Consider the following 15,402-nt stretch of genomic DNA (forward strand, 5'->3'; position numbering starts at 1 on the left):
GTATTAAAGGGCATGGCACAACTAGTCGGCTTCGTCGTCCAGCTGGCGGATCGCGGTCACGCCGTCGATACCCGCCAGCACCGTCGGCGCGGCGAGAATGCCTCGGCCCGACAGTGTCAGCAAGACGCCTGCGCTGTCCGCAGTGACGCGCTCTCCTGCGGCGTCGGCGGCGAGGTCGGTGAGCTGCCAGTCGTGCCGGTCGCAGGCTTGCAGTAACCGGCTCATCACGCCGCGGCCCTCGTCATAGGTGACGTGCATGGTGATCGATCCCGCTAACCGGGCGCTCAGTCGCTTCGCCAGCGGCATGAAGCCGACGATGATGAGGAAGTGCATCGCGGTGACCGTGACCGCCAGCAGCAGCAGTCCGGCGCCGGCCGCCATGCCGATGGCCGCAGACTCCCACACGGCGGCGGCAGTCGTCAGGCCATGAACTGAGCCGCGGCGGAAGATGATGATGCCGGCTCCGAGAAAGCCGATGCCGGAGACGATTTGGGCCGCGACGCGCGACGGGTCGACGACGACGAGACCGTCCTGCAGCACGTCAGCGAAGCCGTACTTGCTGACGAGCAGGATCAGGGCGGCGGCGGTGCCGACGATGGTCTGTGTGCGGACGCCGGCGCTTTTGCCCTGGATCTCACGCTCGAGGCCGATCAACGACGTCAGACCGAACGCGACGAAAAGCTCGACGAGCTGGCGCGTGCCCTGCCCAGGGCCGCCGAAGAACGGCGGATCGGCGAGCCACACCTGCATGGGAAACAAATTAACCCCGCGCAGATCGACCGATGACTTCCGGCGCGCCGGGGAGTCGATATTTGCAAGGCCTATTCGATAGGAGATCCACTATGCCAACAACTCCCGCCGGCTATCCCGACGTCACCACCCGCGAAGACTGGCTCGCCGCCCGCAGAAAGCTGCTGGCCCGCGAACGCGAGGTCACCCACCTGCGCGACACCGTCAACGCGGAGCGTCGCCGGCTGCCGATGGTGAAGGTCGACAAGGACTATGTGTTCGAGGGTCCGGACGGTGAACTGCGTCTGATCGACATGTTCGAGGGGCGCCCGCAGTTGTATATCCACCACTTCATGTGGATAGACGCGATCGACAGGGGCTGCCCGAGTTGCACGATGGCCGCGGACCTCACGTTCACCGAACGGGATCGCGCACTGCTGAATGCGAAGGGTGTGACGTTCGCGGCGGTGTCGCGGGCGCCGTACGCGAGCATCGCGCGCTACCAGGCCGAGCACGGCTGGACGTTTCCGTGGTACTCGTCGCGCGACAACGACTTCACCTACGACTACCACGTCACCCTCGACCCCGCGCGGGCCCCGATCGAGTACAACTACAAATCCGTCGATGAGTTGCACGCCGACGGATTGACCGACGACGTGCTGCGTGGCGACTGGCCCGGCGCCAGTGTCTTTCTGCGGCGCGGTGACGAGGTGTTCCACACATATTCGGCGTTCGCGCGCGGCCTCGACCACTCGGCGCCGGGATATCCCTTCCTCGACCTGACGCCCTATGGGCGCCAGGAAAAGTGGGAAGACTCGCCTGCCGGGTGGCCGCAGGGGGCTGACGCTGTCGGCGTTCCGATGGACGAGTAGCGATCACCGCGATCCAAACGCTGTGCCGATGCCTGGCCACCTGGCAAAGTCACGTCCAGTGCGGGTGTGGCTGAGTGGCTAGGCGCCGGCCTGCAAAGCCGTCTACACGGGTTCGAATCCCGTCACTCGCTCGTACACGATACGTAATAGTCGTGCGCGGATGCCGCGGCTTCCCTCATGTACGAATACGAAATGACGCACCTGCCGCAGGGCGCCTCGCCGCAGACCAGTTGGTATGCGGACTGGGTCAGCGGTCGCGACGTATTCGACTTGCCGCGCGAAGAATCGCCCATCGAGATGCGGTGGCTCGTGTATCAGTCCTCGTAGTTGCGGGGCCCCCTTTAACATCGGTGCGTGGCCAAACTGGAGCTGTCCCGCGAGCTGTCGCAGACCCCCGAGGATGCGTGGGCGCATGCCTCCAACCTCGCCGAGCTCGGTGACTGGCTGGTGATGCACCAGGGCTGGCGGGGTGAGGTGCCGGCCGAACTGACACCGGGTGCGACGCTCGTCGGCGTCGCAGGCGCCAAGGGACTACGCAATCGGGTGGCGTGGACCGTGCGGGAGGTTGAGCCGCCCCGGCTGCTGGAGCTGACCGGCGATGGCGTTGGCGGCACCAAGTACGCGCTGCGAATGACGGTGTCGCCGACGTCGAAGGGATGCGCGTTCACGTTCCAACTCGAACTGGGTGGCAGGCCCTTGTTCGGACCCATCGGGGCGGCCGCGGCCCGAGCCGTCAAGGGCGACATCGAACGATCGATCCGGCGGTTCGAACAACTCTACGGCTGACGCAATGGGTGTTGAGCGTTAGCCGACCGGGTCGGCGAGCTCGGGATGCGATTCGATCAGCGCCAACTCCTGCGACACATCAAGGGTCCGAGTCAGCAGTACATAGACCAGACCGGACACCAATAGACCGACGATGAACGCGATGTCGGCGTCGCCCATCGCCGCGGCCACCGGCCCGACGAAGTAGGGCAGCACAACGAAGGGGATCTCGGCGGCGATGCCGGCCACAAACGCCGTGATGCCCCGCCACGACCATGCGCCGTAGATTCCGTCGGGCGTGAACAGGTCGGCGATCGCGTAGTGACCGCGACGGACGAAGAAGTAGTCGGTCAGGTTCACCGCCGTCCACGGCACCAGCAGATAGAGCATGATCAGCAGGGTCGTGTTCAGCGCGGTCGTCGCGTTCGTCAGCAGCAGGCTCATCACGAACCAGGCCACCGCCAGCACGACGATCGTCACCACCCTCAGCCGTCGCGTCGGCTGAACAGGTCGCAGCGAGTCCAAAGCCGTTACCACAGTGAGCATTCCGCTGTAAGCGTTCAAGCCCATCGTGGCCACCAATACCAAGGTCGACACGATCGCCAATCCGCCGCCGAGGTAGGAGACGGCAGCATTGCCCGTCTCGTTGATGCCCGCGAGCGCGTCGCTGGCACCGAGATAGGTCGCCATCCACGCGCCGATCGGGATCAACCACGCGGGGGAGCCGGCCGCCCCGACGAACACCGAGGCGATGATCGACGACGGCTTCGTCTCGCGCGGCAGGTAGCGGCTGTAGTCCGAAACGTATGGCGCGTAGGTGATGTTGTAGGACGCCGCAACACCGAATTGCGCCAGGAACCCGACCCACGAAAAACCGCCTGGCGCGGCCGGGCCGCCGGTCACTCCGCCGAACACCACGCTGGCGGTCAGAATCACCCAGAGCGGCAACGAGATCCAAAACAGAACCCGGAACGACTTGTGTAGCAGGTCGTGTCCGAAGATGGCCAGCAGCGCCGCGATCACGGTGATCGCCGCGGCCACCACAACGGGATTCCAGCCGAAGATCGACTGCAGACCGGACTTGATGATCACGACGTCGACGACGTTGAAGCCGACGAACGTGAACAACGTGCCGATCAACGGCAACAGCACACCGCGAAAACCGAACTGGGCGCGCGATTGGATCATCTGCGGCAGCCCGAGGACCGGTCCTTGTGTGGCGTGGAACGCCATGAACAGCGTGCCGAACGCGATGCCCGCTATGCCGGCGACGATGCTCCACCACAGCGACAGTCCAAGGCTTGGCCCGACGAACCCGAGCGCAAGCGTGAACGGCTGAAAGTTCCCGACGAACCAGAACGGCCCTTGATGGCCGACCTTGCCATGACGTTCGTCGTCGGGATCATAGTCGATGGAGCGCGTTTCGATCCTGGTGACAGCGGGCGATTCCACGCGTCACACCTTGCGCCCCGTCCCGATGCGACACCATGGTGAAAATGTCCAACGAGCCAAGACCGCTTGGACAAACTGTCCTGAGCCTGCACCGCCAGTCCCGTACCGTTGCACCATGGTCAGGATCGCGTGCTGTCAGATCGACCCGACGATCGGCGAATTGGCGGCCAACACCGAATTGATCGAGACGAATATCCGCCGAGCGGTCGAGGCCGGCGCCGACGTGATCGTGCTGCCCGAGCTCGCCACGTCCGGATACATGTTCGCCGACGCGGATGAAGCGCGGGCGGTGGCGCTCACGGCCGCTGCCCCGACATTCACCAAATGGTCTGCTGCCGCGGGGGATTCGATTGTCGTCGGTGGCTTCTGTGAAGTGGGCGATGACGAACGGCTGTACAACAGCGCGGTCATGCTCGACGCCGACGGCGTGATCGCCACCTATCGCAAGACGCACCTGTGGGACCGCGAGAAGCTGATCTTCACCCCGGGCGGTGCCCTGCCTTCAGTGGTCGAGACCAAGCACGGCGTGATCGCCGTGATGGTCTGCTACGACCTGGAGTTCGCCGAACTCACTCGCCCCGTCGCTGTGCACGGCGCTGAGCTGATCGCCGCCCCGGTGAACTGGCCACTGTTCCCCCGACCAGAGGGCGAGCACCCGGGAGAAGTCATCACCGCGATGTCGACGGCACGGACCAACAAGATCGCGGTCGCGGTGTGCGACCGCGCTGGCGTCGAGCGTGGCCAGCAATGGACCGAAGGCACGGCGATCGTCGATCCGAACGGATGGGTGGTCGCCTCCGCCGGTCCCGGCACCGCGATGGCCCTCGCCGACATCGACCTTGCCCTCACACACGACAAGACCCTGACCGAGCACGTCCACCTGTTCGACGACCGGCGCATCGACCTGTACTAACGCATCAGCGCGTCGAAGATCTCGCGATAGTGCAAGTGCGCCATGAAGTGCCCGCCGTCGCGAATGTTCAAGGTGGCATTGGGGATTCGCGCAGCGAGGCGGTGCGGCCAGCTTTCGTTGACGAGCTCGTCGCGCGTCCCCGCCCATACGTCGACCGGTACCGTCAGCTCCTCCGGAGCAAAACCCCTTGGGCGCATCCACGCCCGGTACTCCTCGACGGCGCCAGCCGGTTGGCGTACTGCCTGGCAGGTCATGCGGGCGAACGCCGCGAACCCGTCCTCGCGGAGCACCGAACCGTCTGCGGGCCCCAGTTCGCGCGCGGCCAGCCGCCCGTACCACGTCGGCGCCGCGCCAGCCGCAAGTCGCATGATTCGAAACCACTGCGCCGCGAGCCACGGCACGCGCTGAGCCGCGCGGCTGAGCAGCCGGTCCATCGTGGGCAGTTCGTCGAAAATCCCTGGCTCGGTCAGCGGCCGCGCGCCTGCGATGATCGCGACCCGCGTCACCCGGTGCGGCAGCGCATGACCCACTGCCGCCGCGTACTGCCCACCCATCGACCAGCCCATCACCGCGAACCGGTCGACATCGATCAGGTCGAGCAACCCCGCGACATCACGCGCCCAGTCGTCGATGGTGCGGCCGGGGTGTGGATCTGACCGACCGACACCTGGCCGGTCGGGAGAGATCAGGCGGACACCCGCGGCCGCCGCAGCAGCGTCCGCGGCAGCCACGTCGAGGCGGCAGGCCAGACCACCGTGAGCATTGACGATCGGAAAGCCCCCGGGATTGCCGTACTGCGCGTAGCTCACCGATCGTCCGTCCATTAGCCGGACGATGCGATCGACCGCGAGCTGCATCGAGTCGATCATGTCTCAATGGGCAACCAGCCCGGCGGCGAACCGCAGATCTGCCACCAGCCCGTCGAACGCCTTCGCCCGGTCCTCCGGTGGTCCGCGCAACACAGACGACGGATGAACCGTGACGGTCACCAGGGGGTCGAAGTCAAGGTCGGCCATCTCATTGGTGGGAAGAAGGTGCAGCGCCTCGCCGCGATGCGTTGTCAACCGAAAGTCGTTACCCATCAACGACTTTGCCGCGGTGGCACCGAGTAGCACCAAAACGTCGGGCTCAACCGACATCATCTCCGCGAACAGCCATGGCCGGCACGCCACCACTTCCGTTCGACTGGGGGTCTTGTGGATGCGGCGCTTACCGCGTTCGGGCAGCGTGAACTTGAAGTGCTTCACCGCGTTGGTGACGTACAACCGGTCGCGCTCGACGCCAGCCTCGATCAGCGCCTTGTCGAGCAACTTGCCCGCAGGCCCGACGAACGGAGCGCCCGCCTTGTCCTCCTGATCGCCCGGTTGTTCACCGACGAGCATCATGGCGGCATCTTTCGCGCCCGCACCGAATACCGTCTGGCTGGCGTCCAGGTACAGATCGCATCCCTTGCATCCGTGCGCGGCCTCGGTCAGCGTGTCGAGGTCATGGGTGTCGGGCACGAAGTCGGCGGCGCTCACCGCCTTCGGTTACCCCTTATCGCGTCGACTTCACCACCTGCGCGAAGCTGAACTGCCAGCGCTCGACGATGTGAAAGCCCATGTGTTGCGGCACCTGGTACGCCGGGGCCCGCTTGAGTCGTGGCCCTGGATCCAACGCCTGGCCGCTCTGGTGATCCGGCACAGTGGTGTCCCGTTCCGACACCGTCCACAGCACCCTGCAGTGCTGAACGCGGTCGGCGACGCCCCAGATAGCGAGGTGCTGGTCCCACAGCCAGTTGCGTTGCGCGGCGCGCAAGCCGCGGCCGGGATCGACGAGCTTTGCGTAGGCGGAGGGCCGGGCCGCCGTGAGCGGCCTGATCGGGCCCGGCTTCCATGTGGTCGTGTTGTCGAGGATCAGGCAGTCGCCTGCCGACGCGTGCGCGGTGATCACGTCGGCGACCTGGCTGAAGTCCATGCCCTCCTTGGCATACGGACCGCGTTGCTCGAGGAGGTAGTTCGGGGTGGCCGCGAGCGCAAACGCGGCCACCACCGCGGTGACGCGTTCGCGGGTGCGGACCAACTCCGCGATGCAGACCGCCAGCAGCAGCGCCATGCCGGGCGAGGTGTAGCAGAGGTAGCGCGGGTAGTAAATCGGTTGCTGCACCACCGAATACAGCAGCAAGACGACGGTCGGCAGCACGATCCACGCCACGGCAATGCCTGCGAGCTGGCGGTCGCCGGTTTGCCACGGCCGCCGCAGCAGCAACGGGGCCGCGAGCACCGCCCCGGCCAACAGCGCGAACCCGACACTGTGGTCGAAGTACTGCTCCTGCACGATCTCGACGAATGTCCCCAAATGAATCGGCGAAATCCATCTGACCTGCGCGATCTGGGTACGACAGAACATCAGGAACGGGCCGACCAACAGCGCGGCGACCGTCGCCGCCGCGGCCCACCGCAGTATCGCCGCCCGGTTCTTGGCCACCACCGCCACTACAACGCCGTGCACCAAGACCATCAGCACCACGAACACGTTCAGCACCGTCGACACCACCAACGCCAGCCCGTACAGCGGCCACAGCGCCGATGTGTTCCGTCGGGCGGCGACGACAACCAGCACCGTCAACCACACCGCAGCCGCCACTGTCAGCGCGTACGACCTCGCCTCGATGCCCGCCCATGTGATCCGTGGCAGGATCGCGAAAACCACGCCGGCGCACACACCTACGGTTCGCGTCGAAAACTGTTTGCCCACAACGACAACACCCGCCGCGGCAATCCCGACGGCAAGACAACTCGATAGCCGCGACCAGAACTCCGTCGCAGGAAAGATCGCGAACCAACCGTGCATCACCAGGTAGTAGAGGCCGTGCACCGCATCGATGTTGTGCAGCAGCCGCCATAGTTCGGGCACCGATCGAGTCGACGCAGAGATCGTCGCCGCTTCGTCGAACCACAGCGACGGCCTGGCCGCACCCGCCGCGGACACCGCAACGGCGAACACCGCCACCATCGCCGGATCGAACCGTCCGGCCCGAACCCGCTCTCGCGGTTGGACGCGCGCGACGCGCAGCGGTCCGGTTGAAAGATCCACCTGCTCGGCCTGCCCCTCTAGTGACGGCAAAACCGTAACTCGTCTCTACGCTGCGCGCTCGGGAAAACCCGCTACGGCCGCATATTTGACGTCGTCGTCGAGATCGGTTCCGACTTTCCTTGGGGCCGTGGCGCGTTCACAAAAGTTGATCTGGGTCACGTCGGCAATGCCGTTGCGACACGGGCGTTCGGCGTAGCAACGGCGTCGCGTCCGTCACTTAAGGTGCGTGTACGGCCCAACCGCCGGTTACCATCGGGTGTTTCCAATTGCGCCCCTGGTCAACGAGCAACAGGTTACTGTCTCGGGTGGCGTTGCAACTGACACTGGGAGGGAATGGATGAGCGGCTACCAGACCATCGTCGTCGGCACGGACGGATCGGATTCGTCACTGCGCGCGGTGGACAAGGCCGGCCAGATCGCCGCAGGGTCGGGTGCCAGGGTGGTCGTCGCGACCGCGTACTTCCCTCAGAGCGAGGATCAGCGCGCCGCCGATGTCCTCAAGGACGAGGGCTACAAGATGGCAGGCAATGCGCCGATCTACGCCATCTTGCGTGAGGCGAAAGACCGGGCGAAGGCCGCCGGTGCCGGCGATGTCGAGGAGAAGGCCGTTGTCGGCGCGCCGGTTGACGCACTCGTCGACCTGGCCGAGGAAGTCAACGCCGATCTACTCGTAGTGGGCAACGTTGGGCTGAGCACCATCGCCGGCCGTCTGCTCGGCTCGGTGCCAGCCAACGTCGCACGCCGGTCCAAGACCGACGTGCTCATCGTGCACACCACTCCTTGATGCGTCCCTGCCGCTGGGTTACGTACTCGACGCCTTCGCGATCTCGCCGATCGCCGCATCCAGTGTCGCGTTGAACTCCTGATCGCTCTGTTGCGCGGTCAGTCCTTCGGTCAGCGCGCGCGAGAAGCTAGCGATGACACCGTTGTTGCGCGCGAGCTTCTCGCACGCCTCGTCGCGGTTGTAACCGCCGGACAGCGCGACCACGCGGACCACCTTCGGGTGCGCAACCAGTTCGCTGTACAGGTTGTCGGTGTCGGGCAGCGTCAGCTTCAGCATGACCGCCTGGTCGTCGGCCAGCTTGTTGACACCATCGAGAAGCGCGGCCTTGAGCTGATCTTCGGCCTCGGCCTTACGCGGGCTGTGGATGTCGACCTCGGGCTCGATGATCGGCACGAGTCCCTTGGCGAGGACCTGCTGGGCCACCTCGAACTGCTGGTCGACGACGGCGTCCAGGCCGGCGCCCGGCAGCTTGATGACCGAGCGTTCCTTGGTACCGAAGATGCCGTTCTCGACCGCGCGGTTCAGCAGCGCGTCGAGGCCAGGCATCGGCTTCATCACCTGTGCGCCCTGGTCCTCGTCGGCGAGGCCCTTGTCGATCTTGAGGAACGGCACGACGTTTTTGACGTTCCAGAGGTAGTCGGCCGACGGCCGCCCGTCGATGGTGCGGTCCATTGTCATCTCGAAGAGGATTGCGCCCATGATGCGGTCGCCGTCGAAGGCCGGGCTGGTGATGATGCGGGTCCGCATCTCGTGCACCAGGTCGAACATTTGCTCGTCGCCGGTGTAGGCGTCCTCGGGGATGCCATAGAGCTTCAGCGCCTTGGGCGTGCTGCCGCCGCTTTGATCAAGTGCCGCAATGAATCCGGCGCCGTTGCGGGCCTTGTCGAATTGTTCGGTGTTCATCCCTTTTCCTTTTCTCACCAACCGCGCTGTTTCCACTCGTCAAGATGCGGGCGTTCCGTCCAGAGCGTGGTGTCGTCCCCGTGCCCCGGGTACACGACGGTCGAATCGCCGTAGACGTCGAACACTCGGTGGGTGACGCCCTCGAGCAGCTGCTCGAAGTCGCCTTCCTTCCACGTCTTGCCGACGCCGCCGGGAAACAGGCAATCGCCGGTGAACAGGTGGGTGGCATCGTCCGCGCCGTTTAAAGCCAGTGCGACGGAGCCAGGAGTGTGGCCCTGCAGATGGATGACGTCGAAGGACAGTTCGCCGATCTTGACGGTGTCGCCATGGGCCAACACGCGCTCGGGCTTCACCGGCAGCGGCTCGGAGTCGAGTTGATGCGCGGCCGTCGGCACTCCGGTGGCCTTGGCGACCTGCTCTAGTGCCAGCCAGTGGTCCTGGTGCTGGTGGCTGGTGACGATCAACGACAGCTTGGGGGCGTTCTTCTCGATGAGCTCGAGCAGGATCTCGGCGTCGTTGGCGGCGTCGATGAGTAGCGTTTCGCCTGTTTGGGAACACGTGACGAGGTACGCGTTGTTGTCCATCGGGCCTACTGACACTTTGACGATCGACGCGCCGGGAAGGGTGCGCCGCGCCGCGGTTCTGGGTTCGACGTGGCCGGTGTAGTTGTCGTCGACGGTCGTCATAGTGCTCACGTTATCGAATGGCTTCACAGCGCCCGCGAAGTTGTCGGTGGGTGGACATAGCATGGGCATGACTTCTGTCTTCGGGAGGACACACAGTTGGCTGAGCGCCTGATCATCAAGGGTGCGCGGGAGCACAACCTGCGAAGCATCGACCTCGAATTACCTCGCGATGCGCTGATCGTTTTCACCGGTCTGTCCGGCTCGGGCAAGTCGTCGCTGGCGTTCGACACGATCTTCGCCGAGGGGCAGCGCCGCTACGTCGAGTCGTTGTCGGCGTACGCGCGGCAATTCCTCGGCCAGATGGACAAGCCCGACGTCGACTTCATCGAGGGTCTGTCACCCGCGGTGTCCATCGACCAGAAGTCCACCAACCGCAACCCGCGATCGACCGTCGGCACCATCACCGAGGTGTACGACTACCTGCGCCTGCTCTATGCCAGGGCCGGCACCCCGCACTGCCCGGTGTGCGGCGAGCGCATCGCGCGGCAGACGCCGCAGCAGATCGTCGACCAGGTGCTCGCAATGGACGAGGGCCTGCGGTTCCAGGTGTTGGCACCGGTGGTGCGCACCCGCAAGGGCGAGTTCGTCGACCTGTTCGACAAGCTCAACTCGCAGGGCTACAGCCGCGTGCGCGTCGACGGGGTGGTGCACTCGCTGACCGATCCGCCGAAGCTGAAGAAGCAGGAAAAGCACGACATCGAGGTGGTCGTCGACCGGCTGACCGTGAAGGCCAGCTCCAAGCAGCGGCTGACCGATTCGGTGGAGACGGCGCTGACCCTCGCCGACGGCATCGTCGTCCTCGAGTTCGTCGACCGCGAGGACGACCACCCGCACCGTGAGCAACGGTTCTCCGAGAAGCTGGCCTGCCCGAACGGCCACCCGCTGGCCGTCGACGACCTGGAGCCGCGGTCGTTCTCGTTCAATTCGCCCTACGGCGCCTGCCCGGAGTGCACCGGCCTCGGCATCAAGAAAGAGGTCGATCCGGACCTGGTAGTCCCGGATCCTGAGCTGACGCTGGCTGAAGGGGCCGTGGCCCCATGGTCCATGGGCCAGACGGCCGAGTACTTCACCCGGATGCTGTCGGGCCTGGGTGATCAACTCGGCTTCGACGTCGACACGCCGTGGAAGAAGCTGCCTGCCAAGGCACGCAGAGCGATTCTCGAGGGTTGCGACGAGCAGGTGCACGTGCGGTACCGCAACCGCTACGGCCGAACCCGTTCGTACTACGCCGATTTCGAAGGCGTGATGGCGTTCCTTCAGCGCAAGATGGAGCAGACGGACTCCGAACAGATGAAGGAGCGCTACGAGGGCTTCATGCGTGACGTTCCGTGCCCGGAATGCGAAGGCACCAGGCTGAAGCCGGAGATCCTCGCGGTGACGCTGGCCGCGGACAGCAAGCACATGTCGATCGCCGAGGTCGCTGAACTTTCCATTGCGGAGTGCGCAGAGTTCCTCAACGGGCTGACGCTCGGCACGCGCGAGCAGGCCATCGCGGGGCAGGTGCTCAAGGAGATCCAATCGCGGTTGGGCTTCCTGCTCGACGTCGGGCTGGAATATCTGTCGCTGTCGCGGGCGGCGGCCACGCTCTCTGGCGGTGAGGCGCAACGCATTCGGCTCGCCACCCAAATCGGGTCGGGACTGGTCGGCGTGCTCTATGTGCTCGACGAGCCGTCCATCGGTCTGCATCAGCGTGACAACCGCCGGCTGATCGAAACCCTGATCCGGCTAAGGGATTTGGGCAACACGCTGATCGTGGTCGAGCACGACCTCGACACCATCGCCCACGCCGACTGGGTGGTCGACATCGGCCCGGCGGCGGGGGAGCACGGTGGTCGCATCGTGCACAGCGGCCCGTATGACGAACTGCTGACCAACCCGAATTCGCTTACCGGAGCGTATCTTTCGGGCAAGGAACAGATCGAGGTGCCGGCTATTCGGCGCCCGGCCGACCACAAGCGTCAGCTCACCGTCGTCGGCGCCCGCGAGCACAACCTGCGTGAGATCGATGTGTCGTTCCCCCTAGGTGTGCTGACGTCTGTGACGGGTGTGTCTGGTTCGGGCAAGTCGACTCTGGTCAACGACATCCTGGCATCGGTGCTGGCTAACAAACTCAACGGCGCGCGGCAGGTGCCCGGCCGGCACACCCGCGTCACCGGGCTGGACAAGGTGGACAAGCTGGTGCGGGTCGACCAGTCGCCGATCGGCCGCACGCCGCGGTCGAATCCGGCCACTTACACCGGGGTGTTCGACAAGATCCGCACGTTGTTCGCGGCCACCACCGAGGCGAAGGTGCGGGGCTATCAGCCGGGCCGGTTCTCCTTCAACGTCAAGGGCGGCCGGTGCGAGGCGTGTTCGGGCGACGGCACCATCAAGATCGAGATGAACTTCCTGCCGGACGTGTACGTGCCGTGCGAGGTGTGCCACGGCGCCCGGTACAACCGGGAAACGCTGGAAGTGCACTACAAGGGCAAGACCATCGCCGAGGTGCTCGACATGTCGATCGAGGAAGCGGCGGAGTTCTTCGCGCCGATCAGCTCGATTCACCGGTATCTGCAGACGCTGGTCGACGTCGGGCTCGGCTATGTGCGGTTGGGTCAGCCGGCGCCGACGCTCTCGGGCGGCGAGGCGCAGCGCGTGAAGCTGGCGTCCGAACTGCAGAAGCGCTCGACGGGTCGCACGGTGTACATCCTCGACGAACCGACGACGGGACTGCATTTCGAGGACATCCGCAAGCTGCTCGGCGTCATCAATGGCCTTGTGGACAAAGGCAATACGGTCATCGTCATCGAGCACAACCTCGATGTGATCAAGACGTCGGACTGGATTGTCGATATGGGTCCCGAGGGCGGGGCGGGTGGCGGCTCGGTGGTCGCGTCGGGTACGCCGGAGGACGTCGCCGTGAACCCGGACAGTTACACCGGGCATTTCCTCGCGGAGGTCCTCGACGTGCCGCGGCCGAAGCTGAAGTCTCGCGGCCGCAGGGTCACCGCTTAGTACCCGCTAGTAGCTGATCGACGGCAGCCAGGAGCCCTGCGGCTCGTTGTACAGTCCGACCGTCATCAGCGTCGACTGTTGCACGATACGAAGCCCCGCCTCGAAGCACCACTTCATCAGCGCGGTATTGCGTGACGGCACAAGAACACCCAGCCCCATGAGCGTTTCGGCGGAACCCAGAAGGGCGGCAACGTCGTCGTCGGTCCGACCGACCGCATGCCACCCGTAGCCGAATCCGGTTGCATATCCGGCGATGTCGTTGTTGCGCTCGACCACTCGCGCCGTGCCGGCGGCGATCCAGGCTTGCAGTTCGGCGTGGCGGTCGTGGCCGTGCACCCATCGGCAGATGGCATCGCATGCCTGGGTGTCGTCGGCGGTGGCTGGTCGCACCGTGGCGCCGGGTGCAGGTTCCGCGCTAGGACTGCCTTGGAAGACCGAGAGCGGCTCCCGGACAGCGAAGCCGAGCTTGGCGTACAGCGAAAGCGATCGATAGTGGTAGGCCGTCTGGACGAGTCGGACGCCCGCGACTTCTCGGTTGGCAGATCGGAGCAGCAACGCCTCCATCAGCGCCCGGCCTACGCCGGCGTCCATCGCGGCTGGATCGACGCTGATGGGGCCGACGCCGACGATCATGCCGCGTTCGTCCTGAAATCCGCTGCCCAGGATCTTGCCGTCGCTTTCGGCGACCAAACCGTGGATACCGTCGGTGCTCAGCATTGACGTCATCTGAAATTCGGTGAATTCCGGGGTGCCGGGCTCGATGGGGAACCCGTGGCGCGTCGCCAGCGACTCGAAGGAATCGAAGAATATGCGACCCAGCGTCTGGGCGTCGTGCGCCGTCGCCTCGCGAATCCGCAGCCGTGTCACCAGCCAAGTGTGCGCCGAGCACTCGGCAACCGAGAGGAAATCAGCGCCATGAGTCGACAGACGGACAGCCCTGGTGTCGACAGCAATTGTGTCTGCCGGCCTGTGCGTGGCCCAGCGGCTAGCGCTTCGACAGCGGCGACGGAAAGCTTGGGCTGACACGCACACCGTCCAGCCACGCCGTCAGCTCCGCTGCCCGCTTCTTCAACGCCCGCTTCGCGTCGCGGCCCACATCCTCGAGCAGCCGCACCTCGACGCGGCCGTCGGCGTCCTGACCCCAGCCGCCGACGATCCGGCCGTTGCACCATGCGGTCGGGCCACCATTGCCATTCGTGTCGAACAACTGACCGCGGTGCTCACCGAGATACCAGTCGCGGCCGTACCAGCCCATCGTGGTGACATCCAGGCCGGGCAGCAGCGCGCACCACGGCTCGACATCGGGTTCGATGTCGAGATCATCGGACAACGCGAAACCGGGTGTGCCGTCGATATCAACCTCGACAGCGCTGATGTCGCGCAGCGCGTGCCGCGCCCACGTCAGGGTGTTGCCGAACCACCACTTGATGTCCGTCTCCGTCGCGGGGCCGAACGCCCGCAGCCATCTGCGCACCAGTTCAGCGCGAGCCGCCTCCGGCTCTGCGGGCTCCGAAACCGATGGCAGCCACGCGCCCATCGGCGTCCATCGCGGCCGCGAAATCGTCCACGCGCCGTCATTCGGGCCCCTGACGACATCACCCCGCACGGCTAATACCGTCAAAACCCTTGGCGCCAAAGGAGTCTCGCCGCCCCAACGCTTGCCGGGCGCGTAGTCGTACCGGCCGGTCAGCTCGGGCAGCGCCTCGCGCAACTCCTTCGCGCTGGCCGCGCCGTGTTCGGCGAGGTGACGCAGTACCGCCGCGCACGCCGCATCCAGCCATCGCTCACCGTCCGTCGCGACGCCCGCCTTCTGCGCGTCCGTGACCAATCGCCTGCGTTCGTTGTCTGCTACGCGGTCGCTGGCGGCCGACTGGATCAGCGGAAGGTCCTTCGCCCGCACCGTCCACAGTGTGCGCCGCATCGCCAGGTGTTTGAGCAGGGTGCGGCGCTCATACAGTTCGGCATCCAGGTCAGCGACGGCGAAGCCCGGCATCCGCGCCCACAGCGACAAATACGGAGTGGCCGGATCGGTGGCATGCAGCCCGACCAGATCCGCCACCACACCGTCGAGCGACCCTGCCGGCTCAGCCAGAAAATGTCGCCGCCCGAGCCGAGCTCGTCGCTCCTCAACCGTGAATGACCGCATCGCGGACGAACCGTACCTGCACAGACCGACAAAGTTTGGGATCGGTAGCCATCGGGCCGACTTTGACTGAACCCACGACGGAC

General features: G+C 65.5%; 15 protein-coding genes and 1 tRNA gene. 7 read left to right on the forward strand and 9 right to left on the reverse strand.

Annotation, left to right across the window (positions count from 1 at the left end; all coding sequences use genetic code 11):
* Positions 1-21 precede the first annotated feature (21 nt).
* On the reverse strand, positions 22-750 hold the full coding sequence (locus MYCSM_RS14655) for an MgtC/SapB family protein (RefSeq protein WP_015306945.1): 729 nt from the start codon (positions 748-750) through the stop codon (positions 22-24).
* Positions 751-842: 92 nt separating this feature from the next.
* Here MYCSM_RS14655 and MYCSM_RS14660 point away from each other — a divergent pair, with 92 nt between their 5' ends.
* The 4 genes from MYCSM_RS14660 (at position 843) to MYCSM_RS14670 (ending at position 2,387) form a co-directional block, all read left to right on the forward strand.
* Positions 843-1,601, forward strand: a complete 759-nt coding sequence (locus MYCSM_RS14660; protein WP_015306946.1) for a DUF899 domain-containing protein — start codon at positions 843-845, stop codon at positions 1,599-1,601.
* A gap of 60 nt (positions 1,602-1,661) precedes the next feature.
* Positions 1,662-1,732: transfer RNA gene (locus MYCSM_RS14665), tRNA-Cys, on the forward strand.
* 61 nt (positions 1,733-1,793) lie between these two features.
* Positions 1,794-1,928, forward strand: coding sequence for a hypothetical protein (locus MYCSM_RS36725; protein WP_442928518.1), 135 nt, complete (start codon positions 1,794-1,796; stop codon positions 1,926-1,928).
* A 27-nt stretch (positions 1,929-1,955) separates the two neighbouring features.
* Positions 1,956-2,387 (forward strand): type II toxin-antitoxin system Rv0910 family toxin, encoded by a 432-nt coding sequence (locus tag MYCSM_RS14670; protein WP_015306947.1) that lies wholly within the window; start codon positions 1,956-1,958, stop codon positions 2,385-2,387.
* Positions 2,388-2,405: 18 nt separating this feature from the next.
* On the opposite strand, the gene MYCSM_RS14675 is transcribed toward MYCSM_RS14670, so the two are convergent.
* The gene (locus tag MYCSM_RS14675) at positions 2,406-3,818 is read right to left on the reverse strand and encodes a purine-cytosine permease family protein (protein ID WP_015306948.1); all 1,413 of its coding nucleotides are present in this window, start codon (positions 3,816-3,818) and stop codon (positions 2,406-2,408) included.
* A 115-nt stretch (positions 3,819-3,933) separates the two neighbouring features.
* Here MYCSM_RS14675 and MYCSM_RS14680 point away from each other — a divergent pair, with 115 nt between their 5' ends.
* Positions 3,934-4,731: a nitrilase-related carbon-nitrogen hydrolase gene (locus MYCSM_RS14680; RefSeq protein ID WP_015306949.1), complete on the forward strand. Its 798-nt coding sequence runs from the start codon at positions 3,934-3,936 to the stop codon at positions 4,729-4,731.
* Here the strand turns inward: MYCSM_RS14680 and MYCSM_RS14685 are convergent.
* Genes MYCSM_RS14685 through MYCSM_RS14695 form a run of 3 tightly spaced genes read right to left on the reverse strand, consistent with a single transcriptional unit; the run spans position 4,728 to position 7,806 of the window.
* Complete coding sequence (locus MYCSM_RS14685; RefSeq protein ID WP_015306950.1) at positions 4,728-5,588, reverse strand: alpha/beta fold hydrolase; 861 nt, start codon at positions 5,586-5,588, stop codon at positions 4,728-4,730. The two genes, MYCSM_RS14680 and MYCSM_RS14685, sit on opposite strands and share 4 nt — an antisense overlap.
* Before the next feature lie 15 nt (positions 5,589-5,603).
* A complete protein-coding gene (locus MYCSM_RS14690; protein ID WP_015306951.1) occupies positions 5,604-6,251 on the reverse strand; it encodes a UdgX family uracil-DNA binding protein in 648 nt (215 codons plus the stop codon).
* Positions 6,252-6,267: 16 nt separating this feature from the next.
* Positions 6,268-7,806 carry a glycosyltransferase family 39 protein gene (locus MYCSM_RS14695; protein ID WP_041312105.1) on the reverse strand — a complete coding sequence of 513 codons (1,539 nt, stop codon included), beginning with the start codon at positions 7,804-7,806 and terminating at the stop codon, positions 6,268-6,270.
* A 337-nt stretch (positions 7,807-8,143) separates the two neighbouring features.
* On the opposite strand from MYCSM_RS14695, the gene MYCSM_RS14700 reads away from it, so the two are divergent.
* On the forward strand, positions 8,144-8,590 hold the full coding sequence (locus tag MYCSM_RS14700) for a universal stress protein (RefSeq protein ID WP_015306953.1): 447 nt from the start codon (positions 8,144-8,146) through the stop codon (positions 8,588-8,590).
* 18 nt (positions 8,591-8,608) lie between these two features.
* On the opposite strand, the gene MYCSM_RS14705 is transcribed toward MYCSM_RS14700, so the two are convergent.
* Both MYCSM_RS14705 and MYCSM_RS14710 read right to left on the reverse strand, forming a co-directional pair.
* A complete protein-coding gene (locus MYCSM_RS14705; RefSeq protein ID WP_015306954.1) occupies positions 8,609-9,493 on the reverse strand; it encodes a fructose bisphosphate aldolase in 885 nt (294 codons plus the stop codon).
* Between the two features lie 14 nt (positions 9,494-9,507).
* Positions 9,508-10,179 carry an MBL fold metallo-hydrolase gene (locus MYCSM_RS14710; RefSeq protein WP_015306955.1) on the reverse strand — a complete coding sequence of 224 codons (672 nt, stop codon included), beginning with the start codon at positions 10,177-10,179 and terminating at the stop codon, positions 9,508-9,510.
* Positions 10,180-10,275: 96 nt separating this feature from the next.
* Here MYCSM_RS14710 and uvrA point away from each other — a divergent pair, with 96 nt between their 5' ends.
* Positions 10,276-13,173 (forward strand): excinuclease ABC subunit UvrA, encoded by a 2,898-nt coding sequence (gene uvrA, locus MYCSM_RS14715; protein ID WP_015306956.1) that lies wholly within the window; start codon positions 10,276-10,278, stop codon positions 13,171-13,173.
* Positions 13,174-13,179: 6 nt separating this feature from the next.
* Here uvrA and MYCSM_RS14720 read toward each other — a convergent pair whose 3' ends face one another.
* Both MYCSM_RS14720 and MYCSM_RS14725 read right to left on the reverse strand, forming a co-directional pair.
* Complete coding sequence (locus tag MYCSM_RS14720) at positions 13,180-14,040, reverse strand: GNAT family N-acetyltransferase (protein ID WP_015306957.1); 861 nt, start codon at positions 14,038-14,040, stop codon at positions 13,180-13,182.
* Positions 14,041-14,158: 118 nt separating this feature from the next.
* Positions 14,159-15,319 (reverse strand): winged helix DNA-binding domain-containing protein, encoded by a 1,161-nt coding sequence (locus MYCSM_RS14725; RefSeq protein WP_015306958.1) that lies wholly within the window; start codon positions 15,317-15,319, stop codon positions 14,159-14,161.
* Positions 15,320-15,402: the final 83 nt, after the last annotated feature.

Origin of the sequence: Mycobacterium sp. JS623 (assembly GCF_000328565.1) — a bacterium.
Taxonomy (GTDB): domain Bacteria; phylum Actinomycetota; class Actinomycetes; order Mycobacteriales; family Mycobacteriaceae; genus Mycobacterium.

Bases quoted from the DNA above. Each gene is read 5' to 3' on its own strand.
- MYCSM_RS14655 (WP_015306945.1), bottom strand. From the start codon at position 750: ATGCAGGTGTGGCTCGCCGATCCGCCGTTCTTCGGCGGCCCTGGGCAG.
- MYCSM_RS14660 (WP_015306946.1), top strand. From the start codon at position 843: ATGCCAACAACTCCCGCCGGCTATCCCGACGTCACCACCCGCGAAGAC.
- MYCSM_RS36725 (WP_442928518.1), top strand. From the start codon at position 1,794: ATGACGCACCTGCCGCAGGGCGCCTCGCCGCAGACCAGTTGGTATGCG.
- MYCSM_RS14680 (WP_015306949.1), top strand. From the start codon at position 3,934: ATGGTCAGGATCGCGTGCTGTCAGATCGACCCGACGATCGGCGAATTG.
- MYCSM_RS14685 (WP_015306950.1), bottom strand. From the start codon at position 5,588: ATGCAGCTCGCGGTCGATCGCATCGTCCGGCTAATGGACGGACGATCG.
- MYCSM_RS14700 (WP_015306953.1), top strand. From the start codon at position 8,144: ATGAGCGGCTACCAGACCATCGTCGTCGGCACGGACGGATCGGATTCG.
- MYCSM_RS14705 (WP_015306954.1), bottom strand. From the start codon at position 9,493: ATGAACACCGAACAATTCGACAAGGCCCGCAACGGCGCCGGATTCATT.
- MYCSM_RS14710 (WP_015306955.1), bottom strand. From the start codon at position 10,179: ATGACGACCGTCGACGACAACTACACCGGCCACGTCGAACCCAGAACC.
- MYCSM_RS14725 (WP_015306958.1), bottom strand. From the start codon at position 15,319: ATGCGGTCATTCACGGTTGAGGAGCGACGAGCTCGGCTCGGGCGGCGA.